This window comes from Actinomadura oligospora ATCC 43269, from assembly GCF_000518265.1.
Taxonomy (GTDB): domain Bacteria; phylum Actinomycetota; class Actinomycetes; order Streptosporangiales; family Streptosporangiaceae; genus Spirillospora; species Spirillospora oligospora.
In genome coordinates this window covers 23209-49033 of sequence record NZ_JADG01000021.1, presented here as the reverse complement: position 1 = coordinate 49033, position 25825 = coordinate 23209, and the positions used below count along the sequence as shown (strand labels likewise).

Annotated in this window: 24 protein-coding genes; 18 read left to right on the top strand and 6 right to left on the bottom strand. The window is 73.2% G+C overall.

Features of this window, described 5'->3' with window-relative positions:
• The first annotated feature begins 106 nt into the window (after positions 1 to 106).
• From P696_RS48780 to P696_RS0128645, 6 genes are read left to right on the top strand one after another with little or no spacing between them, the layout of a single operon-like run.
• Entirely contained in the window at positions 107 to 580 is a 474-nt protein-coding gene (locus tag P696_RS48780; RefSeq protein ID WP_051468302.1) for a DUF948 domain-containing protein, read from the top strand.
• Positions 577 to 897, top strand: a complete 321-nt coding sequence (locus tag P696_RS0128665) for a DUF6167 family protein (protein WP_026415020.1) — start codon at positions 577 to 579, stop codon at positions 895 to 897. Before P696_RS48780 ends, P696_RS0128665 begins: the two co-directional genes overlap by 4 nt.
• Position 898: 1 nt before the next feature.
• Positions 899 to 3568 carry an alanine--tRNA ligase gene (alaS, locus tag P696_RS0128660; RefSeq protein ID WP_026415019.1) on the top strand — a complete coding sequence of 890 codons (2670 nt, stop codon included), beginning with the start codon at positions 899 to 901 and terminating at the stop codon, positions 3566 to 3568.
• A complete protein-coding gene (ruvX, locus tag P696_RS0128655; RefSeq protein WP_026415018.1) occupies positions 3565 to 4023 on the top strand; it encodes a Holliday junction resolvase RuvX in 459 nt (152 codons plus the stop codon). The genes alaS and ruvX overlap by 4 nt, the downstream gene beginning before the upstream one ends.
• Positions 4020 to 5624 (top strand): endolytic transglycosylase MltG, encoded by a 1605-nt coding sequence (gene mltG / locus P696_RS0128650; protein WP_245627845.1) that lies wholly within the window; start codon positions 4020 to 4022, stop codon positions 5622 to 5624. The genes ruvX and mltG overlap by 4 nt, the downstream gene beginning before the upstream one ends.
• Positions 5621 to 6448 carry a shikimate dehydrogenase gene (locus P696_RS0128645; protein WP_026415016.1) on the top strand — a complete coding sequence of 276 codons (828 nt, stop codon included), beginning with the start codon at positions 5621 to 5623 and terminating at the stop codon, positions 6446 to 6448. The genes mltG and P696_RS0128645 overlap by 4 nt, the downstream gene beginning before the upstream one ends.
• A 64-nt stretch (positions 6449 to 6512) precedes the next feature.
• Here the strand turns inward: P696_RS0128645 and P696_RS0128640 are convergent, their stop codons facing one another.
• Positions 6513 to 7871: a prenyltransferase/squalene oxidase repeat-containing protein gene (locus tag P696_RS0128640; protein ID WP_026415015.1), complete on the bottom strand. Its 1359-nt coding sequence runs from the start codon at positions 7869 to 7871 to the stop codon at positions 6513 to 6515.
• Between the two features lie 130 nt (positions 7872 to 8001).
• Between P696_RS0128640 and P696_RS0128635 the strand changes: the two genes are divergently transcribed.
• Positions 8002 to 8754 carry an HIT family protein gene (locus tag P696_RS0128635; RefSeq protein WP_026415014.1) on the top strand — a complete coding sequence of 251 codons (753 nt, stop codon included), beginning with the start codon at positions 8002 to 8004 and terminating at the stop codon, positions 8752 to 8754.
• Between the two features lie 18 nt (positions 8755 to 8772).
• Here P696_RS0128635 and P696_RS0128630 read toward each other — a convergent pair whose 3' ends face one another.
• Together P696_RS0128630 and P696_RS53060 are read right to left on the bottom strand one after the other, a co-directional pair.
• Positions 8773 to 9747: a PfkB family carbohydrate kinase gene (locus tag P696_RS0128630; protein ID WP_026415013.1), complete on the bottom strand. Its 975-nt coding sequence runs from the start codon at positions 9745 to 9747 to the stop codon at positions 8773 to 8775.
• Positions 9747 to 10280, bottom strand: a complete 534-nt coding sequence (locus P696_RS53060) for an NUDIX domain-containing protein (protein WP_084338312.1) — start codon at positions 10278 to 10280, stop codon at positions 9747 to 9749. The genes P696_RS0128630 and P696_RS53060 overlap by 1 nt, the downstream gene beginning before the upstream one ends.
• Positions 10281 to 10496: 216 nt before the next feature.
• Here P696_RS53060 and P696_RS0128620 point away from each other — a divergent pair, with 216 nt between their 5' ends.
• The 9 genes from P696_RS0128620 to pheT all read left to right on the top strand — a co-directional run bounded on the left by P696_RS0128620 (position 10497) and on the right by pheT (position 21076).
• A complete protein-coding gene (locus P696_RS0128620; protein WP_026415011.1) occupies positions 10497 to 12416 on the top strand; it encodes a CASTOR/POLLUX-related putative ion channel in 1920 nt (639 codons plus the stop codon).
• A 464-nt stretch (positions 12417 to 12880) separates the two neighbouring features.
• Positions 12881 to 13441 carry a translation initiation factor IF-3 gene (gene infC / locus P696_RS0128615; protein WP_026415010.1) on the top strand — a complete coding sequence of 187 codons (561 nt, stop codon included), beginning with the start codon at positions 12881 to 12883 and terminating at the stop codon, positions 13439 to 13441.
• Between the two features lie 167 nt (positions 13442 to 13608).
• On the top strand, positions 13609 to 13803 hold the full coding sequence (gene rpmI, locus P696_RS0128610; protein ID WP_026415009.1) for a 50S ribosomal protein L35: 195 nt from the start codon (positions 13609 to 13611) through the stop codon (positions 13801 to 13803).
• A 73-nt stretch (positions 13804 to 13876) separates the two neighbouring features.
• Entirely contained in the window at positions 13877 to 14254 is a 378-nt protein-coding gene (gene rplT / locus P696_RS0128605; RefSeq protein WP_026415008.1) for a 50S ribosomal protein L20, read from the top strand.
• 41 nt (positions 14255 to 14295) lie between these two features.
• Positions 14296 to 15108, top strand: a complete 813-nt coding sequence (locus tag P696_RS0128600; RefSeq protein WP_026415007.1) for a TrmH family RNA methyltransferase — start codon at positions 14296 to 14298, stop codon at positions 15106 to 15108.
• A gap of 422 nt (positions 15109 to 15530) precedes the next feature.
• Positions 15531 to 16049: an STAS domain-containing protein gene (locus tag P696_RS0128595; protein WP_051468301.1), complete on the top strand. Its 519-nt coding sequence runs from the start codon at positions 15531 to 15533 to the stop codon at positions 16047 to 16049.
• A 219-nt stretch (positions 16050 to 16268) separates the two neighbouring features.
• Positions 16269 to 17360: a sensor histidine kinase gene (locus P696_RS0128590; protein WP_026415005.1), complete on the top strand. Its 1092-nt coding sequence runs from the start codon at positions 16269 to 16271 to the stop codon at positions 17358 to 17360.
• A gap of 129 nt (positions 17361 to 17489) precedes the next feature.
• Positions 17490 to 18599 (top strand): phenylalanine--tRNA ligase subunit alpha, encoded by a 1110-nt coding sequence (pheS, locus tag P696_RS0128585; protein WP_026415004.1) that lies wholly within the window; start codon positions 17490 to 17492, stop codon positions 18597 to 18599.
• Positions 18599 to 21076: a phenylalanine--tRNA ligase subunit beta gene (gene pheT, locus P696_RS0128580; RefSeq protein WP_026415003.1), complete on the top strand. Its 2478-nt coding sequence runs from the start codon at positions 18599 to 18601 to the stop codon at positions 21074 to 21076. The genes pheS and pheT overlap by 1 nt, the downstream gene beginning before the upstream one ends.
• Positions 21077 to 21183: 107 nt before the next feature.
• Here the strand turns inward: pheT and P696_RS0128575 are convergent, their stop codons facing one another.
• The 3 genes from P696_RS0128575 to P696_RS0128565 are packed head-to-tail and all read right to left on the bottom strand — an operon-like array spanning position 21184 to position 23689.
• Positions 21184 to 21978: an ABC transporter permease gene (locus P696_RS0128575; RefSeq protein ID WP_026415002.1), complete on the bottom strand. Its 795-nt coding sequence runs from the start codon at positions 21976 to 21978 to the stop codon at positions 21184 to 21186.
• Positions 21975 to 22748 carry an ABC transporter permease gene (locus P696_RS0128570; protein WP_026415001.1) on the bottom strand — a complete coding sequence of 258 codons (774 nt, stop codon included), beginning with the start codon at positions 22746 to 22748 and terminating at the stop codon, positions 21975 to 21977. Before P696_RS0128570 ends, P696_RS0128575 begins: the two co-directional genes overlap by 4 nt.
• Complete coding sequence (locus P696_RS0128565) at positions 22745 to 23689, bottom strand: ABC transporter ATP-binding protein (RefSeq protein ID WP_026415000.1); 945 nt, start codon at positions 23687 to 23689, stop codon at positions 22745 to 22747. The genes P696_RS0128570 and P696_RS0128565 overlap by 4 nt, the downstream gene beginning before the upstream one ends.
• A 164-nt stretch (positions 23690 to 23853) precedes the next feature.
• On the opposite strand from P696_RS0128565, the gene P696_RS0128560 reads away from it, so the two are divergent.
• Complete coding sequence (locus P696_RS0128560) at positions 23854 to 24381, top strand: hypothetical protein (protein ID WP_157429974.1); 528 nt, start codon at positions 23854 to 23856, stop codon at positions 24379 to 24381.
• Positions 24382 to 24530: 149 nt separating this feature from the next.
• Positions 24531 to 25808, top strand: coding sequence for an ATP-grasp domain-containing protein (locus P696_RS48770; protein ID WP_051468299.1), 1278 nt, complete (start codon positions 24531 to 24533; stop codon positions 25806 to 25808).
• Positions 25809 to 25825: the final 17 nt, after the last annotated feature.

The following is a 25825-nucleotide window of genomic DNA, read 5'->3' as shown; positions in this document are numbered from 1 at the left end:
TCGGGGAGGTGGCCCGCCGCCGGGGCCGGACCACGGTAAGGTCTGTCAGACCAGCCCGGCCATGGCCGAAACCGCGTACAGACGACACAGCGAACGGAAAGCCCTGATGCTCACTGGTGGACAGCTTGCAGGTCTCATCGTGGCCGTGTTCTGGGCGGTGCTGGTGTCCTTCCTCGCCTACACCCTCCTCAAACTCGCCCGGCTGATCGGGGAGGCGACCAAGATGGTCGCCGACCTCGGCGAGCAGGCAGGGCCGCTGATGGACGACATGGCCCGCACCGTCCGCCGCGCCAACGAGCAGCTCGGCCGCACCGACGTGATCACCAAGCAGGTCGGCACGGTCACCCAGAACGTCTCGGCGGTCACCACCGTGATGACCTCGGTCGTCGGCGGGCCGCTGGTGAAGGCCGCCGCGTTCTCCTACGGGGTGCGCAAGGCCCTCGGCAACCGGGCGGGGGAGGAGCGGCCGCCGAGCCGTCCGCAGCTCCCGGCCCAGGCTTCGCGGAGCACCGCGCGCGGCGGCTCGGGCACCACGCGCGGCGGGTCCGGGACGTCCGGACGCGGCGGGAGGCGGCGGTGAAGCGGCTGTTCTGGCTCACGCTCGGCGCCGGGGCGGGCGTCTACGCCTCGCACCGGGTCAAGCGGCGCGTCGAGCGCCTGGCCCACGAATGGTCGCCGGAGGGCGTCGCCGTCCGGGCCGTCCACGCCGGGCAGGGCGCGGGCCGCAGGCTCCGCGACTTCGCCGCCGACGTGAAGGCCGAGACCTCCGCGCGCGAAGAGGAGCTTCGGGAGGCGGTCGGGCTCGACCAGACCCCTCCCGAACCCGAGGAGCCCCGCGCCCGGCGCCGGGTCCTGCGGGCGCGTTACACGATCGTCAACGACAAGGATGGCCACTGATATGGAGTCGGCAGAGGTCGCACGCCGCTTCCTCAAGTTCTTCGAGGAGCGCGGGCACTTGGTGGTGCCCTCGGCCAGCCTGGTCGCCGAGGACCCGACCCTCCTGCTGGTGAACGCCGGGATGGTCCCGTTCAAGCCGTACATGCTCGGCCAGCGGACGCCGCCGTCGCAGCGGATGACCAGCGCCCAGAAGTGCGTGCGCACCCCGGACATCGACGAGGTCGGCCGGACCACCCGGCACGCCACGTTCTTCCAGATGCTGGGCAACTTCTCGATCGGGGACTACTTCAAGGAGCAGGCGATCCCGTTCGCCTGGGACCTGCTGACCAAGCCCCGCTCCGAGGGCGGGTTCGGGTTCCCGGAGGAGAAGCTCTGGGTCACCGTCTTCCACGACGACGACGAGGCCGCAGAGATCTGGCACAAGAAGGTCGGCGTCCCCACCGAGCGCATCCAGCGCCGCGGCATGGCCGACAACTTCTGGTCGATGGGCGTCCCCGGGCCGTGCGGCCCGTGCTCGGAGATCTACTACGACCGCGGCCCGGAGTACGGCCGCGAGGGCGGCCCGGTCGTCGACGAGGACCGCTACCTCGAAGTGTGGAACCTGGTGTTCATGCAGTTCGAGCGGGGCGCGGGCGAGGGCAAGGAGGACTTCCCGATCCTCGGCCCGCTCGCGCACAAGAACATCGACACCGGCATGGGCCTGGAGCGGATGGCCGCGATCCTCCAGGGCGTCGACAACATCTACGAGACCGACACGCTGTGGCGGGTGCTCGACCGCGCGGCCAAGCTCACCGACACCTCCTACGGCCGCGAGCACCGCGCGGACGTGTCGCTGCGGGTCATCGCCGACCACGTCCGGTCCGGCACGATGATGGTCGCCGACGGCATCCGCCCCGGCAACGAGGGCCGCGGTTACGTGCTGCGCCGCATCCTGCGCCGCTCGATCCGCAACCTGCGGCTGCTCGGCGCGCAGGACGCCGGCCTCATGCACGAGCTGACCGACGTCGCGATCAAGGCGATGGGCGAGCAGTACCCCGAGCTGGTCCGCACCGCCGCGAACATCCACACGGTGATCGACGCGGAGGAGGAGTCCTTCCTCTCCACGCTGCGCACCGGGACGACGATCTTCGACACGGCCGTCGCGGAGACCAAGGGCTCCGGCGCCAAGGTGCTCGCGGGCGACCAGGCGTTCAAGCTGCACGACACCTACGGCTTCCCGATCGACCTCACCCTCGAGATGGCCGCCGAGCAGGGCCTGTCGGTGGACGAGGACGGCTTCCGCCGGCTGATGAAGGAGCAGCGCGACCGCGCCAAGCAGGACGCGCGCGAGAAGAAGACCGGCAACCTGGACGTCTCCGTCCTGGACGCCCTGCTCACCGAGGCGGGCGGCAGGGTCGACTTCATCGGCTACGGCCAGCTGATCGGCGAGGCCCGCCTGGTCGGCCTGCTGGTGAACGGCGCGAACGTGCCCGCCGCGGGCGAGGGCGCCGAGGTCGAGGTCGTCCTCGACCGCACCCCGTTCTACGCCGAGGGCGGCGGCCAGCTCGCCGACACCGGCGTGATCCGGCTCGGCAACGGCGCGTCCATCGAGGTCCGCGACGTCCAGTCGCCGCTGAAGGGCCTGACCGTGCACCGGGGCGTCGTGCGCGGCGGCGAGGCGCGGGCGGGCGACACCGCCCACGCCGAGGTCGACGTCGAGCGCCGCCACGCGATCTCCCGCTCCCACTCGGCGACGCACATGGTGCACGCCGGGTTCCGGCGGGCGCTCGGCGAGTCCGCGGCCCAGGCCGGTTCGGAGAACTCGCCCGGCCGGTTCCGGTTCGACTTCACCGCCTCCGGCGCCGTCCCGGTCAGCGTGCTGCGCGACGTCGAGGACGAGGTCAACGAGGTCCTGGTCAACGACCTGGACGTCCGGGCGTTCCACACCTCGATCGACGAGGCCCGCGCCATGGGCGCGCTCGCCCTGTTCGGCGAGAAGTACGGCGACGAGGTCCGGGTCGTGGAGATCGGCGAGTACTCCCGGGAGCTGTGCGGCGGCACGCACGTCGCGCGCTCCGGGCAGCTCGGCCTGGTCAAGGTGCTCGGCGAGTCGTCCATCGGCGCCGGCGTGCGCCGCGTCGAGGCGCTGGTCGGCATCGACGCGTTCCGCTTCCTGGCCCGCGAGAGCGTGCTGGTCAACCAGCTCTCCGAGCAGCTGAAGGCGCGCAAGGAGGAGCTGCCCGAGCGGATCTCCGGCATCGTCACCCGGCTGCGCGACGCCGAGAAGGAGCTGGAGAAGGTCCGCGCCCAGCAGGTGCTGCAGGCCGCGGCCGGGCTCGCCGAGCAGGCCGTGGACGTGAACGGGATCGCCTTCGTGGGTCACCGCGCCCCCGACGGCACCGGCGCGGACGACCTGCGCAAGCTCGCCGTGGACGTGCGCGGACGCCTCCAGGGCCGTCCGGCCGTGGTGATGGTCGCGGGCGCGCCCAAGGACCGTCCGGTCGTCGTGATCGCCCTGACCGAGGGCGCCCGCGAGCGCGGCCTGAAGGCCGGGCAGCTGGTCGGTCTCGCCGCCAGGACCCTCGGCGGGGGCGGCGGCGGCAAGGACGACCTTGCACAGGGCGGAGGCGCGGACGCCGGCAAGATCGGCGAAGCGCTGGCCGCCGTCGAACGAGCCGTAGGGGCCGCATGAGGATCGGAGTCCGACTCGGAGTCGACGTGGGCAGCGTCCGGATCGGCGTGGCCCGCAGCGACCCCGGCGGCGTCCTCGCCTCTCCCCTGGAGACCGTGAAGGCGGGCAAGGGGGACGTCGACCGGCTGGTGAGGCTGGTCGAGGAGAACGAGGCGATCGAGGTCATCGTGGGACTTCCGACGTCGCTGTCGGGCCGTGAGGGCCCGGCGGCGGCGTCCGCCCGCAGGTTCGCCGCGATGCTGGCGGGCCGTCTATCCCCGGAGGCGGTCCGGTTGTACGACGAGCGGCTCACCACCGTCACCGCCGAGAGCGGTCTACGCGCGGGCGGAGTCCACGGCCAGGCCCGGCGGAAGGTCGTCGACCAGGCCGCCGCGGCGGTCCTGCTCCAGGCGGCCCTGGACGGCGAGCGGCTGACCGGGCGTCCACCGGGCGAGAGCGTCCCGGGGAGCGGGTGAGTGACGTGGACTTCTTCCCCGACCCCCAGAACGGTCCCGACCAGCGCGGTCCCGACCAGGGTGCCCCCGACCGGCGCGGCCGTGGACGCCGGGCCCGCCCCCAGGGCCGACACCCCCAGCACCCCCAGGGCCAGGTCCCCCAAGAGCAGCATCCCCAAGGCCAGTACCCCCAGGACCAGTTCTCCCAGGAGCAGTACGGCCAGGGACACGGCGGCGCCCGCCAGCACGACCCGCGGCAGTACGAGCAGCAGCAACAGCACCAGTACGCGCAGCCTCAGCAGTACGAGCAGCAGCAGTACGGCGGCCAGGGGCAGTACGACCAGTACGGTCAGCAGGGCCAGGGCCATCCGGGGCAGCATCCCGGTCAGCAGCGGCACGCTCAGTCGCAGTACGAGCAGGACGAGTACTACGACGACGAGTACGACGAGTACGAGGAACAGGCCCAGAGCGGTCAGGGCGGCAACCTCCTCGACGACCAGCTGAACCGGGGCGGCGAGCTCAGCCGCGACGACCAGCGCCGCTCCCGCAAGAAGCAGCGCCGCCGCAAGGGCAAGGGACGCGCGGCGGTGCTGTTCGCGCTGGCGTTCCTGGTCGCGATCGTCGGCACGGGCGGCGTGCTCGGCTACGCCTGGCTCGACGGGCGGATGCACCCGCCGGACTACGCCGGCCCGGGGTCGGGCAACGTGATCGTCCAGGTCAAGGAGGGGGCCACCGGCTCGTCGATCGCCGCGACGCTGCAGCAGCACGACGTGGTGAAGAGCGTCCGGGCGTTCCTGAAGGTGTACGCCAAGGAGCCGAAGGCGTCGAGCCTCCAGCCGGGGTACTACCAGATGCGGCTGAGGATGTCGTCCAAGGCGGCGATGGCGCTGCTGCTGGACCCGAAGGCCCGCGCCGGCAACATGATCACGCTTCCGGAGGGGCTGCGCGCGACCGAGGTCTACGCCAAGCTCTCGAAGAAGACCGGCATCCCGGTGCGCAACTTCGTGACCGCCGCCAAGGACGCCAAGGGTCTCGGCCTCCCGTCCTACGCCAAGGGCAAGGTGGAGGGCTACCTCTACCCCGGGCAGTACAACCTGAACCCGAACGCCCCGGCCAAGGACATCCTCAAGATGATGGTGGAGCGGTTCAACGAGGAGGCGCGCGAGCTCGACCTGGTCAACAAGTCCAAGTCGGTCAAGCTCGACCCGGGACAGGTCGTCACCCTCGCCAGCCTGCTGCAGGCGGAGGGCGGCACCAAGGCGGACTACCCGAAGATCGCGCGGGTGCTCTACAACCGCATCAAGATCGGCCGTCCGCTTCAGCTCGACACGACCGTCCTGTACGCGCTGAACAAGCGGACCCTCGCCGTCACCTACAAGGACACGGAGATCAGGTCGCCCTACAACTCCTACCGGGTGAAGCCGCTGCCGATCGGCGCGATCGACAGCCCGGGCGCGGAGGCGCTGAAGGCCGCGCTGAACCCGACGCCGGGCGACTGGCTGTACTTCGTGACCACCGACCCGTCCACCGGGTTCACCGAGTACGGGACGACGGACGCGGAGTTCAGGAGGATGAAGGCCAAGTTCGACGCCTGGCTGGCCAAGCACCCGGGGGGCAAGTGAGCGCCGCCCGCGCCGCGGTCCTGGGATCGCCGGTCGCCCATTCGCTGTCCCCGGTGCTGCACCGCGCCGCGTACGCCGGGATGGGCCTGGACGACTGGTCCTACGACGCGTTCGAGGTCGGCGAGGACGCCCTGGAGGGGTTCCTCGCCGACCTGGACGGATCGTGGCGCGGGCTGTCGCTGACGATGCCGCTGAAGCGGGTGGCGCTGTCGCTCGCCGACTCGGTGTCCGACCTCGCGGCCAAGGTCGGCGGCGCGAACACGCTCGTCCTGCGGGACGGGCGGCGCGCCGCCGACAACACCGACGTGCACGGGATCGTCACGGCGCTGCGCGAGGCGGGGCTGGACGGTGTCGCGTCCGCGCTCGTGCTGGGCGGCGGCGCGACGGCCGCGTCCGCGCTGGCCGCGCTGTCCCGGCTCGGGGTGTCGCGGGTCGCGGTCGCGGTCCGCAGCCCGGAACGGGCCGCCGAGGCGATCGAGGTGGGAGCGCGGTTCGGCGTGTCCGCGCAGGTCGTCCGGCTGGACGAGCTCGACGCGGCGCTCCCCGCCGACCTGGTCGTCTCCACGCTTCCCGGACGGGCGGCCGACGCGTTCGCCGAGCCCGTCGCCGCGTCCGGGGCGGCGCTGTTCGACGTGGTGTACGCGCCGTGGCCGACCGCGCTGGCGCACGCGGTCGACACCGCCGGCGGACGCGTCGTCGGCGGCTTCGAGATGCTGCTGCACCAGGCCGTGCGGCAGGTCGTCCTGATGACCGGCCGCGACGACGTGCCGGTCGAGGCGATGCGCGCCGCGGGCGAGGCCGAACTGGCCCGCCGCTCCGCCTGACCTGCACCGCCTGACCTGCACCGCCCGATCCGCTTCGCCTGGCTCGCGCGGGGTCCGGGCTCGCTCACCCGGCGGTTCTGCGGCGGCGCAGGGATTCGTGCGCGGTCGTCATGGCCATCGGGATGATCACGCTGAGCCAGAACTCGCGCCATCCCCAGGCGCGGCCGAGCACCCCGCCGAGTCCACCGGCCACGACCGCGCCGAGCAGCACCGACGACCAGTACCGCCGGACGAACCGCACCGGGTCCACGCGCGGACGCCTCGGCAGCAGCGCGGGCAGGGACCGGTCGCGGGCGTGCGCCCGCTGCACGACCGTGGCGTCCGGCAGCCAGTGCAGCACGTCGCGGGAGCGGGCGAGCGGCATCCGGGCCAGCTCGATCAGCGCGTCGAGCCGCCACCACAGCGTCCACAGCGAGGTGGGGCCGTCCCCCGGGTGGCCCGGCCAGGACGGCGCCCCGGGGGCGCTGGTGAGCAGTGTCCGGACGGCCCGTCCGAGCAGCGGCCCGGGAGCCCCGCGCGGGTCGTGCACGAGCGCGGCCACCGCGAGCGGCAGCCCGGAGTGCCAGAGCGCCATCCGCCAGATCGGGGCGGCGGCGGGGCCGTGGGGCATCACGTCGTAGGTCTCGATCCAGGTGTGCCCGTCGGACGGGTCGAGGTGGGCGGCGAGCCAGTCGTAGGCCCCGAGCAGCCGCTCGTCCTCCTGCCGGGGCCGGGCCTCGGCCAGCGTGACCAGGGCGAACGCGGTGTGCGCGACGGTCGGTGCGGCGGCCGGGGTCGGGCCCCAGCCGGGCCGCAGCGCGGTCCGGTCGGCGGTCAGCCACTCCACACCCCGCTCGACGGCCGGGTCGTAGGGGTTGAGCCGGGCGAGCGCGCGCAGGGCCAGGCAGGTCAGCCAGGTCCGGGACGGCGCGCCGCTCAGCGATCCCCAGCCGCCGTCGGGGTTCTGGTTGTTGAGCAGCCAGCGGTAGGCGCGGCGCAGGTCCGGCGCGTCCGGACGCAGGTCGCAGCGGGCGACGGCGAGGAAGCGGGCGATCCACGCGGTCGCCTCCACCACCGGCATGCCGAGGCTGGTCTTGGTGGTCCACCCGCCGTCGCGCAGCGGATCGGTGGAGTCCACCTGGCGGTGGGCGAGGAACGCCAGGCCCGCGTCGAAGTGCTCGAAGGGCCGTCCGGCGGTGGTGAAGGCGAGCAGGCCGAGCGCGGTGGCGGTCGTGCCGGGTTCGGGCCGGGCCAGCTCGTGGTACCAGCCGCCGCCGGTGCCGTTCACGGGCGCGTAGGTGTCACGGAGGACGTCGAGGGAGTCGTCGAGCGCCTGGTGGAGCAGCGCCATGTCCAGCCGGTCGCCGCCCGGTACGTCGCCGTCCGTCCGGATGTCCGGAGGACGTTCGGTGCGCTGTGGTCGCTGGTTCAGGTGGATGTTCACTGTCGGGGCCTTCTACCGGGTATGTGCCCATATGGACAGGTGCTCTACCGTCCGGGCGTCAGGGTTGTGGCGGTTCCGCGCAGATCGCGGACGTCCCGGCGGGCACCCTCCGGACGACGGAGGAGGCGGCATGGCGGCGGGCCGGTCGACCACGAACGCGCGAACCACAACGAAGGCGCAGACGACCACGGACGTCGAACCGGAGCCGAACCTCGAACCGGACGCGAACGTGGACTGCGTCCTGTGCCCGCCCCTGCTGTTCCGGCTGAACGCGATCGCCGGACTGCCGGGACGGGACGCGGTGCTCGCGGCCGACGACGCGTTCTTCCTGATGCCCGACCTCGCGCCCCTCACCGCGGGCCACCTGCTGCTCGTCTCGGCCGCGCACCTGCCGTGCGCGGGAGCCTTCGGCCCCGACCTGTGGGAACGCGCCCTCGCCTGGCGCGGAACGGTCGCGAACCTCTACCGCCGCGCGTACGGTGATCCGGCGCTGCTCGTCCTGGAGCACGGCCCCGCGACGCCGCAGGGAGGAGGGGCCTGCGTCGACCACTTCCACTGGCACCTGCTGCCCGGCGTCACCGGCGTCCGCGCCCTGCTCGCCCAGGACGATCTGGACGGCGTCCCGGCAAGCCACGGCGCGCTGCGCGAACGGCACCGCGCCGGACGCTCCTACCTCCTCGTCGAGGAATCAGGCGACGCGACCGTCCACCCGGGCGACGGCGTGCCCAGCCAATACCTCAGGCAGGCGACCGCGACCGTGCTCCGCCGCCCCGGCCCCTGGCGCTGGCAGGAGGTCTTCGCGCTCCCCGAGAGCAAAGCGCTCTTCCACGACACCCTGGCCACCCTCCGCGCGGCGATCGAGGACACGGGCCTCGCCGCCTGAACACCCCACGTCCACGCCCTAGCGTGTTGCCTGGCGTGCGAGCCACCAGTACAGCTCGGCGGACGCGAGCCGATCCCCGAACCCGACGCGCTCCACACCCTCCCGGTACCCGGACGGGTAGACGAGGGTCAGATCGTCACGGCGGTGCGCGAGCACGCCCTCCAGCGAGGACGGCCCGAACCGCAGCAGCCAGAGCGGACGCCCGGGCACCAGCGCGTCCAGCGCCGGGACGAGCGCGCGCATGTCGTCGGCCGTCAGCGGGGCGGGCAGCCCCAGCAGTCGCGCCAGCGTCGCGGCCTCGCTGATCACGATGTCCGCGAGGGGGAGCGGCGCGAGGACGTCCTGGATGGGGAGCCGGGCGTCCACGTCATGCGGGACGAGGTCGAACAGCACCAGCGTGCCCGCCGCCCGCGCCGTCTCCATCGCGGTGCGCAGTGCCGCCCGCGAGACCGGGGAGAGCGAGGCGTACCCGTCGCAGCACAGCGCGTCGGCCCGGCGGATCGGACGCGCCGCGTCCCGCACGTCGGCGGGGGAGAGGCGCCGGTCCGGAGCGTCCCGCTCGGCGACGAGCAGCCGTGCGCCGCGCCCGCCGTCCGGCGCAAGGTCGCGCAGCATGACCGTCACGCCGTTCGCGGTGCCCGGCTCGGCCCGCAGCAGGTCACGCGCCCCGATCCGCCGCACCTCCCGCCGGACGACCGGGGTGAAGTCGTCGTCGCCGATCCGGCCGAGCACCGCCACCCGGCGGAAGTACCGGACCGCCCACCGCGCCATGTTCACCGCCGTCCCGCCGACCACGGCCCGCGCGGGCGCGTACGCCAGCCGGTCCGCGGACACCTCGGCGAACCGGACGTCCGGCAGCGTCGCCCGCACCTCGATCCGCACGTCGCCCAGGACCACGACCGAGAACCGCCGCCGCGCCGCACCGTCCAGCCCCGGCTCCCAGGCCGCGGCCGGCGCCCCGCGCGGCCCGTCCGGACGGCCGCCCGGCGGCATCAGCGGATCGCCGGGTACCGGCGCAGGAACTCCCGCAGCACCGGACGCAGGCTCGGGATCAGGTCCAGCGACTCCGCCGCGCCGAGCGGCACCCACGCCGACTCCTCCAGATGATCGTCCGGCACACGGTTCTCCAGGCTCACGTCCAGGGTCAGCGGACGGCAGTGCCGCGCCGCCGCGACCACCCGGACCCGCTCACCCGAGCCGTCCGGCATGAACCACTGCCACAGGTGGAACGGAGGCCCCGGGTCGATCTTCAGCCCGACCTCCTCCCACACCTCGCGCCGGATGTGGTCGTCGAGATCGAGGTCGCCCGCGACGTGCAGCCGTCCGCCGGGCACCTCCCAGCGGCCCGGATGATGCGGGTCGGTCTCGGCCTTCCGCACCATGAGCAGCCGGTCGCCGGACACCGGATCGCCGGACACGATGAACGCCTTCTGCGCGAACTCGAGCCGGACCGGAGCCCCGGGCAGCGGAAAGGACAGGGAGGACGATGCCGGCAAGGCGGATGCGGGCAGTGCAGATGCTGACATGGCGGAAACCCCTGGCAGCGCGGCCCGACGGGCCGTCCTGGTCCAACCGTAACTCCGGCATCGGACGCGCGCTTAGCACCGTCCGGACAGACGCACCTCACCGCCGGCGGACATCCGGCCCTGTCCCTCAGGACAGCCCCTGAGGGAGCACCGGATCCTTTTTTCACATGGTGAGATACTCGCCACTCAGCGTAATCATGGTCCCGGGGGAGAGCGATGCACGGTCCCACGCCACGTCCCACGCCGCGGCAGCGGTTGCGCTACCGGTTCGACAACACCATGGCCCGGGGGACGCCCGCCCTGATCGGCTGGCTGGCCGCCGTCTCGGTCGCCCTGGTGATCGCGCTCAGCGCGCTGCTCGTCATGGTGGACGACCGGCGCCCGTCGGCCTCGGAGGGCGCCCCGGCCCAGATCTGGCGCAACGCGGTCCACGCGTTCGACCTCGGCGACGCCGCACGGGGCGGGTGGCTCCACCGGGCCGGGGTCCTCGGCCTGGCCCTCGCCGGGCTGTTCTTCGCCAGCGCCCTGGTCAGCCTGCTCACCTCCGGCGTGCACCACCGGATCGACGAGCTGCGCAAGGGCCGCACGGCCGTCCTGGAGAAGGGCCACACCGTGATCATCGGCTGGTCCGACCAGGTGTTCCCCATGGTCGCCGAGCTGGCCGGGGCCCGGACGCGCCGCCGGGGCGGCTGCGTCGCGATCCTCGCCGACCGGGACCGGGCCGAGATGGAGGACGAGATCCGCCGCGTCGCCGGACGGACCGGCGGCGCCCGCGTGGTGTGCCGGACCGGCAACCCCATCGACCCGGCCGACCTGGACATCGTCAGCCCGCAGACGGCGCGTTCGGTCATCGTGCTCAGCCCGCCCGGCGAGGCCGCGGACGCCCATGTCACCAAGACCCTGCTGGCCATCACCAACAGCCCCACCCGGCGACGTGGCCCGTACCACATCGTCGCCGCCGTCAGGGACTCCCGGAACCGCGCGGCGGCGCTGCTCGCCGGGGGCGCCGAGACCGTCCTGGTGGACGCGGGCGACATCGCGGCGCGCCTGATCGTCCGGACCTGCGGCCAGTCCGGCCTCGCCGTCGTCTACCAGGACCTGCTCGACTCCGGCGGGGACGAGATCACCCTGGCCCGCGAGCCCGGCGTCGTCGGCCGGGCCTTCGGCGAGGTCCTGCACCTGTACCCGGAGGCCGCGGTGATCGGGATCCGCCGGGCCGGCGGGCGGGTGGAGGTGCGCCCGCCGATGGGCGCGGTGTTCGAGGACGGCGACGAGGTGATCGCGATCTCCGCCGCCGGCCGCGCCCCCGTCCCCGCGGCCTGGGACGGCGAGATCGTCGAGCGCGCCGTCGCGCCGCCGCCCGACCGCGGGGCCCGGCCGTCCCGCACCCTGATGCTCGGCTGGAACCGGCGGGCCGCCGGGATCGTCCGGCGGCTGGACGCCCACGTCACCGCGGGCTCCCGGCTCGACGTGGTCGCCGACCTTCCGGACGGCAAGGCCGAGCTGGACGAGGCGCGGCCCGGCCTGACCCGGCTGGACGTGGCGTTCGCGCTCGGCGACACCGGCACCCGCGCCGCGCTGGAGGCGTGCGACCCGGCGTCCTACGACCAGGTGATCGTGCTCTGCTACGACGAGGACGACGCCCAGTACGCCGACAGTCGCGCGCTGATCACCCTGCTGCACCTGCGCCAGATGCAGGCCGGGCACGGCCGCCGGTGCGCGATCGTCAGCGAGATGAGCGACGAGCGGAACCGGCGGCTCGCCCAGGTCACCCGCGCGGACGACTTCGTGGTGGGGGACAAGCTGCTCAGCCTGCTCATGGTCCGGCTGTCGGAGGATCGGCACCTCGCCGAGGTGTTCGGTCACCTGTTCGATCCCCAGGGCGCCGACGTGCACCTCCGGCCCGTCACCCACTACGTCTGGACGGGCGTGCCGATGGACTTCCACACCGTGGTCGAGGCCGCGCGCCGCCGGGGGGACGTGGCGATCGGCTACCGTGTCGGTGCGCAGGCGCTCGTCCCGCCCGCCTGCGGCGTGGTGCTCAACCCGGACAAGAGCCTCCCGCTCACCTTCGCCGAGGACGACCGGATCATCGTCCTCACCGAGGACGCCGCCGCCGACCACGCCGGCCGGTAGCCCCCGCCCCCCGGCTCGCACCGCCGACGGACGCCTGAGGGCGTCCCGATCGGCCGCCGACCGGGACGACCGGCCGGAATTTCGGCGGAGAAACCGGTCTGAACCGGGCGGATTCCCGGGTGAGGTGGAACAAGGAGTCCCTGGAAGGTGTTAGTCTTGGTGGTCGACCGGTCCTGCGCCTTCTTCCTCGCGGAGGGAACGCGCCGGACGTTCAAGCGGAGGCCACCTCCCACCTGACCGGCCGTTCGGCCGGTGGGTCCCGGTCCGTGAACGGCGCCTCGGCGTCCGTTCCTGAGCGCGCCGTCCCGGCGGGGACATGCGCTCGACCGAAGGTGGCCCCGCATGCGTGTCGTGCGGGGCTTTTCGCATGAGGGGCCCCGGGGTAAACCGGTCGCAAGCTTTCACAGGTACGGCTCCTAGGAGGTCCCATCAGCGCCGAACCGCGTATCAACGACCGCATTCGCGTGCCCGAGGTCCGGCTCGTCGGCCCGAACGGCGAACAGGTGGGTATCGTGCCCATCGCCAAGGCCCTTGATCTCGCGCGTGAGTCGGATCTTGACCTGGTCGAGGTGGCGCCCACCGCCCGCCCGCCCGTCGCCAAGCTCATGGACTACGGCAAGTTCAAGTACGAGTCCGCGATGAAGGCCCGTGAGGCGCGGAAGAACCAGGCGCACACGATCATCAAGGAGATCAAGCTCCGGCCGAAGATCGACCCGCACGACTACGAGACCAAGAAGGGTCACGTGGTGCGGTTCCTCAAGGCCGGGGACAAGGTCAAGGTGACCATCATGTTCCGCGGTCGTGAGCAGTCCCGGCCCGAGCTGGGCTACCGGCTGCTCCAGCGCCTTGCCGAGGACGTCGACGAGCTCGGCTTCGTCGAGTCCCGCCCGAAGCAGGACGGCCGGAACATGATCATGGTGCTCGGCCCGCACAAGAAGAAGGCCGAGGCCAAGGCCGAGGCCAAGGCCGAGCGCGCCGCCCGGGAGCAGGAGCAGGGGCAAGAGCAGGAGTCCGCCCAGGGCTGAGCGTCGCCGCGCCCCGGCGGGGCCGCGTGCCCCGCGGCAGCGGGGCGAGGACGCACGTACATTGAGCCTGACCTGGCGTCGCACCGCGCGACCCGTGGTGCAACGCCGATCAGGCGCGCCTCCGTGCCCGAGCACGGGGGTCCGAACGAGAGGGAGACGACGGCGCCATGCCGAAGACCAAGACCCACAGCGGGGCCAAGAAGCGGTTCAAGCTGACCGGCTCCGGCAAGGTGATCCGCCGCCGCGCCAACAAGAACCACCTGCTCGAGCACAAGCCCACCAAGCGGACCCGCCGTCTCGACGGCACCGTCGTGGTGTCGCCCGCCGACGCGAAGAACATCAAGAAGCTGCTGCGCAAGTAAGCAGCCGCCAGACCAGTAGTCCGAACGACCGGCCGGCACCCGAGTGGCCGGCCCCCACGAAGGAGTTCAACACGTGGCACGCGTGAAGCGGGCGGTCAACGCCGCCAAGAAGCGTCGGGTCGTCCTGGAGCGGTCTAGCGGCTACCGCGGCCAGCGGTCGCGCCTGTACCGCAAGGCCAAGGAGCAGCAGCTCCACTCCATGACCTACGCCTTCCGGGACCGCAAGGACCGGAAGGGCCAGTTCCGCCGGCTGTGGATCCAGCGGATCAACGCCGCCGCCCGCGCGAACGGCATGACCTACAACCGGTTCGTCCAGGGCCTGAAGGCCGCCGAGGTCGAGGTCGACCGGCGCATGCTGGCCGAGCTGGCCGTCAACGACGCCGCCGCGTTCGCGGCGCTCGTCGAGGTCGCCAAGGCCGCGCTGCCGGCCGAGGGCGAGAAGGCCGCCTGAGCGCGGCCGGAACGACCAGGGGCACGAGTACCGGCGTGAGCATGGCGGGCCGCGAGCTGACCTCGCTCCGATCACCACGGGTGAAGGCCGCTCGGCGGCTCGCCAAGCGCGCGTTCCGGCGCCGGGAGCACCAGTTCCTCGCCGAGGGCCCGCAGGCCGTCCGCGAGGCCCTGGCGATTCCCGGCGGTCTCGCCGAGCTGTTCACCACCGCCGAGGCGGAGAACCGCCACCCCGAGCTGGTCACGGCCGCCGAGAAGGCGGGCGTGCCGGTGCTGCGGGTGAGCGGCGAGGTGATGGCCGAACTCGCCCAGACCGTCACCCCGCAGGGGCTGCTGGCGGTCTGCGGGTTCGTGGACGTCCAGCTCGGCGACGCCCTGGCGGCCTCGCCGAAGCTGGTGACGGTCCTCGCGCACGTGCGCGACCCCGGCAACGCGGGGACGGTGCTGCGCACCGCCGACGCGGCCGGGGCCGACTCGGTGGTGTTCACCGACGCGTCGGTGGACCCCTACAACGGCAAGTGCGTCCGGGCGTCCGCGGGCAGCCTCTTCCACCTGCCGGTGGTGACGGGCCCGCGGTTCGAGGGACTGGCCGCCGACCTGAAGGCCGCGGGGCTGACCGTGCTCGCCGCCGACGGCGCCGGCGACCGGACCCTGGACGAGGCCATCGACGACGGGCTGCTGGCCCGTCCCACCGCCTGGGTCTTCGGGAACGAGGCGTGGGGCCTGCCGGAGGAGACCCTCCGGCACGCGGACGAGGTGGTCCGCGTCCCGATCTACGGCCGCGCCGAGAGCCTGAACCTGGCCACGGCCGCCGCCGTGTGCCTGTACGCCTCCGCACGGGCGCAGCGCGCCTGACGCACGGGCGCGGCGCGCCCGGTGCGCCGGGCGCGGCTCGCCCGACGGAGGCGCTCCGGCCGGCCCGGCCGGAAGAACATCCGATTCGCCCCGTTTTCGGGGGATGCCCTGGTCGCGGCCGTGGAACGTCCCGGAGAAGACGGAGTCGCGGGCCGTCCGGTTCGGCGCTGACCGCAACCGGACGGTTCCGCGCCGTACGGCCGCCGTACCCCGCGCGGCCTGCGAAGATGGACCCCGTTCGGACGGCGCGGCGGGGACCGCGCCACCCGCCGCTCGGCGGCGGGCCGGGGCCGGACGCCCTGGACCGGCGGTTCCTTCCTCGGGAGGAGGACCCAACCGGTCCAGCGGGGGATTCACACGCGTTGACCGCCGCCTACGGTGGATCCGTGGGACGGCGACGACGCCGCGAGATGGGGGATCGAATGACCGACCACAGGGGGACGGCGGCCCGGCACACGGCCCGGCGCGGACCCGAGGTCCGATGCCGCACCGGCGTCCCCGCGGGCCGCCTGGCGGGCGTCTCGCCGGCCGGACGCGCCGCGTCCGCCTGCGCGGGCCCCGCGCAGCTGCGGGCCGAGCTCACCGCCGTCCACGGCACGACCACGGTCGTCGCCGTCGCCGGCGAGATCGACCTGCGCACCGCCGACGCGCTGCGCTCCCGGCTGACCGAGTTCGCCGGTCCTCAGGGCGCGTCCGCCTGCGCCGACCTGGTGATCGACTTCGGCGGGGTGCGATTCTGCGACGCCAGCGGCCTCGGCGTGCTGGTGTCGGTCCGCAACGCCCTCGCCGCGCGGGGCGGCCGGGTCCGGCTCGCCGGGGTCCGCCCGGCGCAGCGGCGCCTGCTGCGCGTCGTCGGCCTGGACGCCCTGTTCCCGCTGCACGCCGACGTCGCGGGCGCGATCGCCGCCGCCGAGGCGGCCACCGCCGCGGGACGCGGCTGACCGCGCGCCGACACCGAGCCTCGCGTCCGCGGCCCGGGCCCCTGCCGGGGCCCGGGCCGCGGCGTTCGTCAGGGACACAAAACGCTTGCCCCGCAGAGGCTCTCGGGTCCCGCGGCGTCGCCGTCTCCGGATAGAGTCTGTTGTCGTCAGGCCGCGTCCCGTCCGGTGTTCTGGAGGCCGTCCGTGGGTGGAGAGCACTCCCCGACCGCGCGTCGGCGCGTGCCCGGTCCGAGGGCCGAGCACGCCGCCCCGCCGGCGACCGGGGCGCTCGATCCCGACGATCTTCCGGACGGCCTGCTGGTCGCCGGGCCGGACGGCCGGGTGGCGGTGTTCAACGCCGCCGCGCGGCGGCTCACCGGGGTCGCGGCGGAGGCGGCGATCGGCCGCGACTTCCGCGACGTCCTGCCGCTGCACGACGCCGAGGGCCGCGACTGGTGGAAGTGCTCGGCGCCCTACGACGGCCTGTCCACCCGCACGCGCCACCCCGAGCAGACGCTCTTCCTCCCCGACGGCACCGAGCTCCTGGTGAGCGCCGCCTACCGCCGGGACGCGGGCGGGCGCGTGGAACGATTCACGATCACCCTGCGGGACGCGCTGCGCCGGGCCCGCCGCGAGCGCGACCGCGCCGACCTGGTCTCGACCGTCGCGCACGAGCTGCGGTCGCCGCTGACGAGCGTGAAGGGCTTCACGGCGACGCTGCTGTCCAAGTGGCACCGGTTCAACGACGACCAGAAGCTGGTCATGCTGGAGACGGTGAACGCCGACGCCGACCGGGTGACCCGGCTGATCACCGAGCTGCTCGACGTGTCCCGGATCGAGGCCGGGCGGCTGGAGATGCGCCGCCAGGTGGTGGATCTCGCCGAGGAGGTCCGCAAGATCATCGCGGGCCGGGTCGCGGCGGGCGAGCCCGCCGACCGGTTCCGCTTCGAACTGCGCGGCGAACCGCCCGAGCTGTGGCTCGACCCCGACAAGATGGACCAGGTCCTCGGCAACCTCGTGGAAAACGCGGTGCGGCACGGCGCTGGTACTGTCACGATCGTGGTGGAGCCGGACGGACACGGAGAAGGAGCCGCGGTGTCGGTACGCGACGAGGGCGAGGGCATTCCGCCCGAGGCCGCCCAGCGCGTCTTCCGGCAGTTCTGGCGCGGGCCCGCCTCCGGCCGCCGCGGCGGCACCGGCCTCGGCCTCTACATCGTGAAGGGCCTCGTCGAGGCGCACGGCGGCGTGATCACCGTGCGGCGCGCGCCAGGCGGCGGCGCCGAGTTCCGATTTACCGTGCCCGCCGGGGCCCCCGACCACGCCACCGCCTGAGCGTCCGCTCAGCCGCCACGGCACCGGGCTCCCCGTGCGGGCGGCGCGCATGCGCACGCTTTTCCGGATCTTTCCCGTCCGCGCACTAGACTGCGGACGTCCCACGCCGACCGGAGTCATCACATCACCATGTCTGCACCCAACAAGTCCTACGACCCCGTCGAGGTGACCGCGTTGCAACCTGCGGAGCTCGACAAGGCCCGAGACGCGGCGCTCGCCGCGATCGCGGCCGCCACCGACCTGGACGACCTGAAGGCCGTCCGGCTCGCCCACGCGGGCGACCGTTCGCCGCTGGCCCTGGCCAACCGGGAGATCGGCGCGCTGCCGCCCCAGGCCAAGGCCGAGGCCGGCAAGCGCGTCGGCCAGGCCCGCGGCGCCGTCGCCCAGGCGATGAAGAAGCGCCAGGCCGAGCTGGAGGAGGAGCGCGACCAGCGCGTCCTCGTCGAGGAGACCGTCGACGTCACCCTGCCCTGGGACCGCGCCCCGCGCGGCGCCCGGCACCCGCTGACCACGCTCCAGGAGCGGATGGCCGACGTGTTCGTCGCCATGGGCTTCGAGGTCTCCGAGGGCCCCGAGGTGGAGGCGGGCTGGTTCAACTTCGACGCGCTGAATTTCAAGCCCGACCACCCCGCGCGGTCCATGCAGGACACCTTCTTCGTGGAGTCGGAGGAGTCCGACGTGGTGATGCGCACGCACACCTCGCCGGTCCAGATCCGCTCCCTGCTGTCGCGCGAGCTGCCCGTGTACGTGGTCGCGCCGGGCCGCACCTTCCGCACCGACGAGCTGGACGCGACGCACGCTCCGGTCTTCCACCAGCTCGAGGGCCTGGCGGTGGACGAGGGCCTGACGATGGCCGACCTGCGGGGCGCGATCGACGCCTTCGTCACCGGCATGTTCGGCGGCGGGCTGAAGACGCGGTTCCGGCCGTCCTACTTCCCGTTCACCGAGCCGTCCGCCGAGGTGGACATGCAGTGCTTCGTGTGCCACGGGGCGTCGGCCGAGCCGGGCGGCGAGCCGTGCCGCACCTGCTCGTCCGAGGGCTGGATCGAGCTCGGCGGCTGCGGCATGGTCAACCCGCGCGTGCTGGTGGCCTGCGGCATCGACACGAGCCGGTACAGCGGCTGGGCGTTCGGCCTCGGCGTCGAGCGGACGCTGATGTTCCGGCACGGCGTCGAGGACATGCACGACATGGTGGAGGGCGACGTCCGTTTCACCCTTCCGTTCGGGATGGAGATCTGATGCGGGCCCCGCTTTCCTGGCTGCGCGAGCACGTCGAGCTGCCCGAGGGGATCACCGGCCGCGAGCTGGCGGCGAAGCTGATCGACGCGGGCCTGGAGGTCGAGACCGTCGAGCGCGCGGGCGCCGACATCGTCGGCCCGCTCGTGGTCGGCGAGGTGCTGACCATCGAGGAGCTCACCGGGTTCAAGAAGCCGATCCGGTTCTGCACGGTGAACGTCGGCGACGCCAACGGCACCGGTGAGCCGCAGCAGATCATCTGCGGCGCGACGAACTTCGAGGTCGGCGACCATGTCGTCGTCATCCTGCCCGGGGGCGAGCTGCCCGGCGGGTTCAAGATCGGCGCGCGGAAGACCTACGGGCACATGTCCGAGGGCATGATCTGCTCGGTCCGCGAGCTGGCGATCGGCGACGACCACGACGGCATCCTGGTGCTGCCGCCGGACACCGTCGTCGGCGCCGACGCCATGGAGCTGCTCGGCCTGCGCGACGACGTCCTCGACATCGCCGTCACCCCGGACCGGGGCTACGCGCTGTCGATCCGCGGCATCGCGCGCGAGGCGGCGACCGTCTACGGTGTGCCGTTCCGCGACCCGGCCGACGTCGAACCGCCGGACGGGTCCGGCGAGTCGTACCCGGCGTCGATCGGCGACGCGTCCGGCTGTGACCGGTTCGTCGTGCGCGAGGTGCGCGGGTTCGACCCGTCCGCCGAGACGCCGCTGCGGATGAGGGTGCGGCTGTTCCGCGCCGGCGTCCGCCCGGTGTCGCTCGCCGTGGACGTCGCGAACTACGTGATGCTCGAGCTCGGCCAGCCGCTGCACACCTTCGACCGTGCCAAGCTGACCGGCCCGATCGTGGTGCGGCGCGCGGCGGCGGGGGAGAAGCTGGAGACCCTCGACCACGTCAAGCGCAAGCTCGACGCCGAGGACCTGCTGATCACCGACGGGTCCGGGCCGATCGGGCTGGCCGGGACGATGGGCGGGCTCGCCACCGAGATCGACGAGAAGTCGTCCGACATCGTGATCGAGGCCGCGCACTTCGACGAGGTCGTGGTCGCGCGGATGGCACGCCGCCACAGGCTGCACAGCGAGGCGTCCTACCGGTTCGAGCGCGGCGTCGACCGCGAGCTGCCGCTGTACGCGTCGGCGCGCGCGGCGCGGATGCTGGCCGAGCTGGGCGGCGCGGAGATCGTCCCGGGGGTCACGCACGCCGAGGCGCCGGTCGAGCCGCGCACGATCGCGATGTCGGCCGGGCACCCGGCGAAGGTCGCGGGCGTCGCCTACGACCGTGAGACCGTCGTGCGCCGCCTGGAGCAGGTCGGCTGCGCGGTCGCGGGCGACGACGAGCTGGTCGTGACGCCGCCGTCGTGGCGTCCGGACCTGGGCGACCCCAACGACCTGGCCGAGGAGGTCATCCGGCTCGAGGGGTACGACAACATCCCGTCGCGCGCGCCGCGTCCGGTCGCGGGCCGCGGGCTGACCGCCGACCAGCGGCTGCGCCGCCGGATCGGCCGCGCCCTCGCCGGTTCCGGGTACGTGGAGGTGCTGAACTTCCCGTTCACCGCCGCGAAGGACGCCGACGACCTGCAGCTTCCGGCCGACGACGCCCGCCGGGCCGCGCTGCGGCTGGCGAACCCGCTGTCGGAGGACGAGCCGCTGCTGCGCACGACGCTGCTGCCGGGGCTGCTGAAGTCCCTGTCCCGCAACGTCGGCCGCGGCTTCGGCGACGTCGCGCTGTACGAGACCGGACGGGTGTTCCGGCGGCGTCCGGACGCGCCGAAGGGCGCGCCGCGCCTGCCGGTCGACCAGGCGCCGTCCGCCGAGGACATCGCCTCGATCGACGCCGCCCTTCCGGACCAGCCGTTCCGCGTCGCGGTCGTGCTGTCCGGCGAGCGGGCCCCGTCCGGCTGGTGGGGCAAGGGCGAGGGCGCGATCTGGGCGGACGCCGTCGAGGCGGCCCGCGTGGTCGCCCGCGAGGCGGGCGTCGAGCTGACGGTGAAGGCCGACCGGCACGCGCCGTGGCACCCGGGCCGCTGCGCCGCGCTGTACGCGGGCGACACGCTCGTGGGCCACGCGGGGGAGCTGCACCCGCGCGTGGTGAAGGCGTTCGGGCTTCCGGCCCGCACGTGCGCGATGGAGCTGGAGGTCCGCGCGCTCGGCGAGCCGCGCGACGTCCGCGCCCCGGACGTGTCGGCGTACCCGGTCGCGACGCAGGACGTGGCGCTGACGGTGGACGCCGAGGTGCCCGCCGCCGAGGTCGCGTCCGCCCTGCGGGACGGCGCGGGCGAGCTGCTGGAGTCGCTGCGCCTGTTCGACGTGTACACCGGCGAGCAGGTGGGCGAGGGCCGCAAGTCCCTGGCCTACTCGCTGCGGTTCCGCGCGTCCGACCGGACGCTGACCGCCGAGGAGGCGAACGGGGCCCGCGACGCGGCCGTCGCCGTCGCGGCGGAGCGCACCGGCGCGGTCCTGCGCGGCGCGTAACACGCCACACCGACGCGCCCCCGGCCTTCTCACGAAGGCCGGGGGCGCGTTCGCCTTTCGGGGCGGTCTGGCCGCGGCGGCCGTGTCAGTTCCTCGTGGCCGGGTTCTCAGCCTGCGTGGTCGAGGGTGCCGGTGCGGCGGCCGGTGGCTACCAGGCGGTCCATGGAGAGCCAGGCGATCGTGTACCAGGCCGTCCCGACCAGTGCCTCGAGTCCGACCTGGGCGAGGACGTGGCCGGTGGGGGCGCCGTCCAGGATGCCGCGGACGGCCTGCAACCCATGGACGAGCGGCAGGAACTCCAGTGCCGCGCGCAGGGGAGCGGGCCAGAACGACAGGGGGACGTTGACGCCGCCGAACGTCATGACGATTCCGTACGCGAAGTTCAGGACGAGCCACTCGACCCCGCGCAGGCGCAGCGCGACGCCCGCCAGCGCGCATCCGTAGCCGTAGCTGCTGAGCAGGATGAGGGCGATGACCGGGATCGCGTACGCCGCGCGCGGCCACGGCAGCGGGACGCCGAGCAGCGGCGGCAGGACGGTCCAGGCGACGAGTGAGCTGACCAGGCCGGTCGTCATCCACTGGACGCCGCGTCCCAGGTAGACGGGCAGGTGCCCGGCGGGCGCGACGGCGAGCAGCGGCAGCGTCCCCTGGGCGCGCTCCCCGGCGAGCGAGATGACCACGATGGTGGACTCCAGGCACGCCAGGACGACGATGTTCCCGACCAGGACGTACCGGGTCAGGCCCGGGTCGCCGAGGTAGGAGCCGAGCAGGGCGTAGAAGCTCACCTGGCAGAGCAGCCGGACGAGCCAGCCGAACGTCCACGTCCGCCAGGTGTAGACGCGGCCCATCTCGGCGAACCCGAGCATCGTCGCCTGCCGGACGATCCGGAGCACGTGGATCATGCGTGTCCCACCGTTCCCTTGCGCCGGGCGAGGTTGACGAGGCGGTGCGTCAGCCACATGCCGCCCGCGAGGGCCGCCGTTCCGAGCGCGAGGATCGTCGCGAGCGCGAGCGGCCAGTCGTGCGCCGTCCCGTGGACGGAGTCGCGCAGCAGGCGCGCGCTCCAGGACAGGAACACCAGGTGGCTGAGGGGGCGCACCCAGCCGGGCAGCACCGTGAGCGGGAACACGATCCCGCCGAGGATGTAGAACGGGTAGCTGAGCGAGTTCTGGAGGACGTCCCGCGCCCTCGACAGCGAGATGACCCCCGACATCAGCATCGCCGTCCCGACGGACGCGAGGCAGGTGGCCAGGACGGCCGCGGTGAACACCCCGGGGGCGCGGACGGTCAGCACCCGCCCGAATCCGAGCGCCGCGACCAGCCAGGACTCGCCGAACGCCATCGCGCCCACCAGCACGACGGCGGTGACGCGCCCGGCGACGACCAGCGTGAGCGGGACCGGCGCGGCGACCATGGGGGTGAACCGCCCGGCCCACTGGTCCTCGGGGACGACGCGTCCGGCGTAGTCGAGCGAGGACACCCACAGGCCGATGAGGCCGGGCGCGATGACGGCGGTCGCCACCGCGTCCGGGCGGTGCGCGTGGAGGGTCATCGCCAGCAGGCTCGTCGTCTGCATGGGCGCGATCAGAAGGATCAGCAGGTGCGCGGGGCTGCGCCGCGACAGTAGGGCCTGGAGCTGGAAGGCCCGCCACACCACCGACAGGTGCGTCATACCCTCATCCCCCGGTCGCCGACGGTCCGCAGGTAGACCTCCTCGAGCGTCGGCTGCGCGTGCCGTCCGGTGAGGACGTCCCGCTCGACCAGCCAGGCCAGGACGCGCCGCGAACCCTCACGGTCGGCGGTGTGCGCGCGCCACCGGTCGTCCAGCCGCTCGACGTCGAGGACCGACGGGAGGGTGGCCAGGTCCCGCGCGAGCGCGTCGTCCTCGTGGACGAAGTCGACGCACTCGCGGTCGCCGAGGATCCGCCCGACGTTCGAGGTGTCGTCGGTGAGGAGCAGCCGTCCGCGATCGATGAGCGAGACCCGGTCGCAGAGCGCGGTCGCCTCGTCCATGTCGTGGGTGGCCAGCAGGAACGTGCGTCCCTCGTCGCGCAGTTCCAGGACGAGCCGCCGGAACGCGACCGCCGCCACCGGGTCGAGGCCGGAGGTCGGCTCGTCCAGGAACAGGACCCGGGGTTCGTGCAGCAGCCCGCGCGCCAGGTGCAGGCGCTGCCGCATGCCGCGCGAGAACCGTTCGACGGGATCGTCGGCGCGCTCGGCGAGCCCGACCCGTTCGAGCAGCGCGTCGGCCCGCCTCCGGACCGTTCGGGAGTCGAGCTTGTACAGCGCCCCCCAGAACAGCAGGTTGCGGCGCGCGGTGAGACGGTCGTACAGCCCCCGGTCCCCGCCGAGGACGAGCCCGACGAGCGACCGCACGGCCTTGGTCTCGGCGACGACGTCGTGTCCGAGCACGCGCGCGGTCCCCGATGTCGGCAGCAGCACGGTCGAGAGGATCTTGACGAGGGTGGTCTTGCCCGCGCCGTTCGGCCCGAGCAGCCCGTGGATCTCGTTCTGGGCGATGGTCAGCGTGAGGTCGTCCAAGGCGACGACGGCGTCCTTCCGCCTGCGCTCGTACATGCGGCGCAGCGAGGACGCGGCGACAGCGGCTTCCATGCGCCGACCGTGACCCTAAGGCACCGCCCGAAGCCATAAGGCCGCGCCCTAGTCGGGGACGGCTCCTGTGTTCGGAGAGTGAGCGAACGCGTCGGCGCATAGGGTGGGCCGTGTCCCGCCGCAGGACGGGCACGGTCTCTCGGAGGTGGATGATGACGTCCCCGTTGGCTCCCGATCGTGCGCCGGTCGGCGACATCGCGGCCGCGCTGACCGTCCTCGACACGCGCCTCAAGTCCCTCGGCAGCGGTGAGGCCGCCGGTGAGGACGAGCTGAGGAGCCGATACCTGGAGTCCTTCGGCCCGCAGGGGGCCGCCGACGTGCTCGACGGCGCGTGCACGCTGATCTACGTGTACATGCAGTGGCTCGAGGACGCCTACGCCTCCCAGGACGAGGACGTGATGGAGCATGTCGTCCCCTGGGTGCTCGGGACGATGAAGCTGATGAAGGTCGTCAACGACGAGGGCATCCCCACCGTCGCGGCGCTGCTGGTCGCCCCGGTGGTCGGCATCAGCCCGACGCTGTGGCGGCGCGAGCACGGCGCCTGGCGGAAGGAGGAGATGACGGCGCTGGAGGTCGCGATGGTCCTGCTCGGCCTGCGCGTGAACGAGCTCACCGGTGACGACGACGCCGCCGTGCGGCTGATCACCGATCTCCTCGACCGGGTCGAGGCGGAGGACGACGACGTCACCTGACCCACCGCCCGGCGCACGGTCACTCCGCCGACGGACATCCCGGCGGTGACGCGGGTGCTTGTCGGATCTTTCGGCCTGTGTTCTTCTGTTGACTGACGGTGCGACCACTGTCGAATATCATCTTGGCCGCCTGGTAAAGGACGGGACGGATGGGACGTCGCGGCAGGGACACGCTCGTCGTGGTCGAGGCGCAACTGACACCCGAGGGAATTCTGTGGCCCCTCGTCGCGGCGGAACTCGGCCTCGCCACCGTCTTTCTCACGAACGATCTCCAGCGCTATGCCAAGGTTCCCCGGTTCGGCGCCGTTTTCGGCCGGGACGACGTCTCCGTCATGACCGCCGACACCAATTCGACGGCATCCATCGTCGAAATGATGAGGGGCGTTTCCGAAACCCGACGGGTCCGTGGGATCTTCACGCAGTGTGACTACAACCTGCCGCTGGTGGCCGAGGTGGCGCGGGAACTCGGGCTTCCCGGGCTGAATCCGCGCGCCGCCGCGCTCGCCCGCAACAAGCTGCTCACCCGTGAGGCCTGCCGCGAGGCCGGGGTGCCGTCCCCGGACTTCCTGAACGCCACCAGCGCCGAGGAGGCGGTGGCGTTCGCCGAGAAGGTCGGGTTCCCCTGCGTGGTCAAGCCGATGACCGAGTCGGCCAGCACCGACGTGGCGCTCGGCCGCGACGCGGGCGAGGTCGCGCGGCTGTTCGAGCGGATCTCCGGGCAGCCGCTGGACCGGCGCGGGCAGCGCCGTCCGCCGGGCGCGCTGGTCGAGGAGTACTGCGCGGGCCACGAGGTCAGCGTCGAGACGTTCACCGTGGACGGGCAGGTCACCGTGCTCGGCGTCGTCGACAAGGCGGTGAGTCCGCATCCGTACTTCGCCGAGGTCGGTCAGGTCTTCCCCAGCGTGCTCCCCGAGCGCGTCACGGGTGAACTGGCCGCGACGGCGGTCGCGGCGCTGCGTGCCGTCGGGCACGACTTCGGCGCCGCGCACACCGAGGTCCGCATGACGGAGAGAGGCCCGCGCCTCATCGAGATCAACGCGCGCCTGGCCGGGGAGGACATCCCCGAGCTCGTGGACGCGTCGCTGGGCCTGGCGACGCGCCGTCAGGTCCTGGCGATGCACGTGGGCGAGCGGCCCGATCTCACGGTCACCGCCCGGCGGGGCGCCGCCACCAGGAAGATCACCTTTCCGGCGTCCGGCACGATTCGGCGCGTCGACGGGCTCGACGCCGCGCGCCGTTCTCCGGGCGTCGTCGAAGTGCTGCTCGCGGTGGGAGAGGGCGATCGCGTGGACGCGCTCGTGAGTAATCACGAGTCGTACGGGCAGGTGCGCGCCGAGGCTTCCGAACCGGGCGAGGCGCAGCGGCTCGCGGAGGCCGCCCTCAACCAGATCTCGTTCGTCGTGGACCGTGCCGAAGACCGCGACTGATTCGACAACTCTGGCCG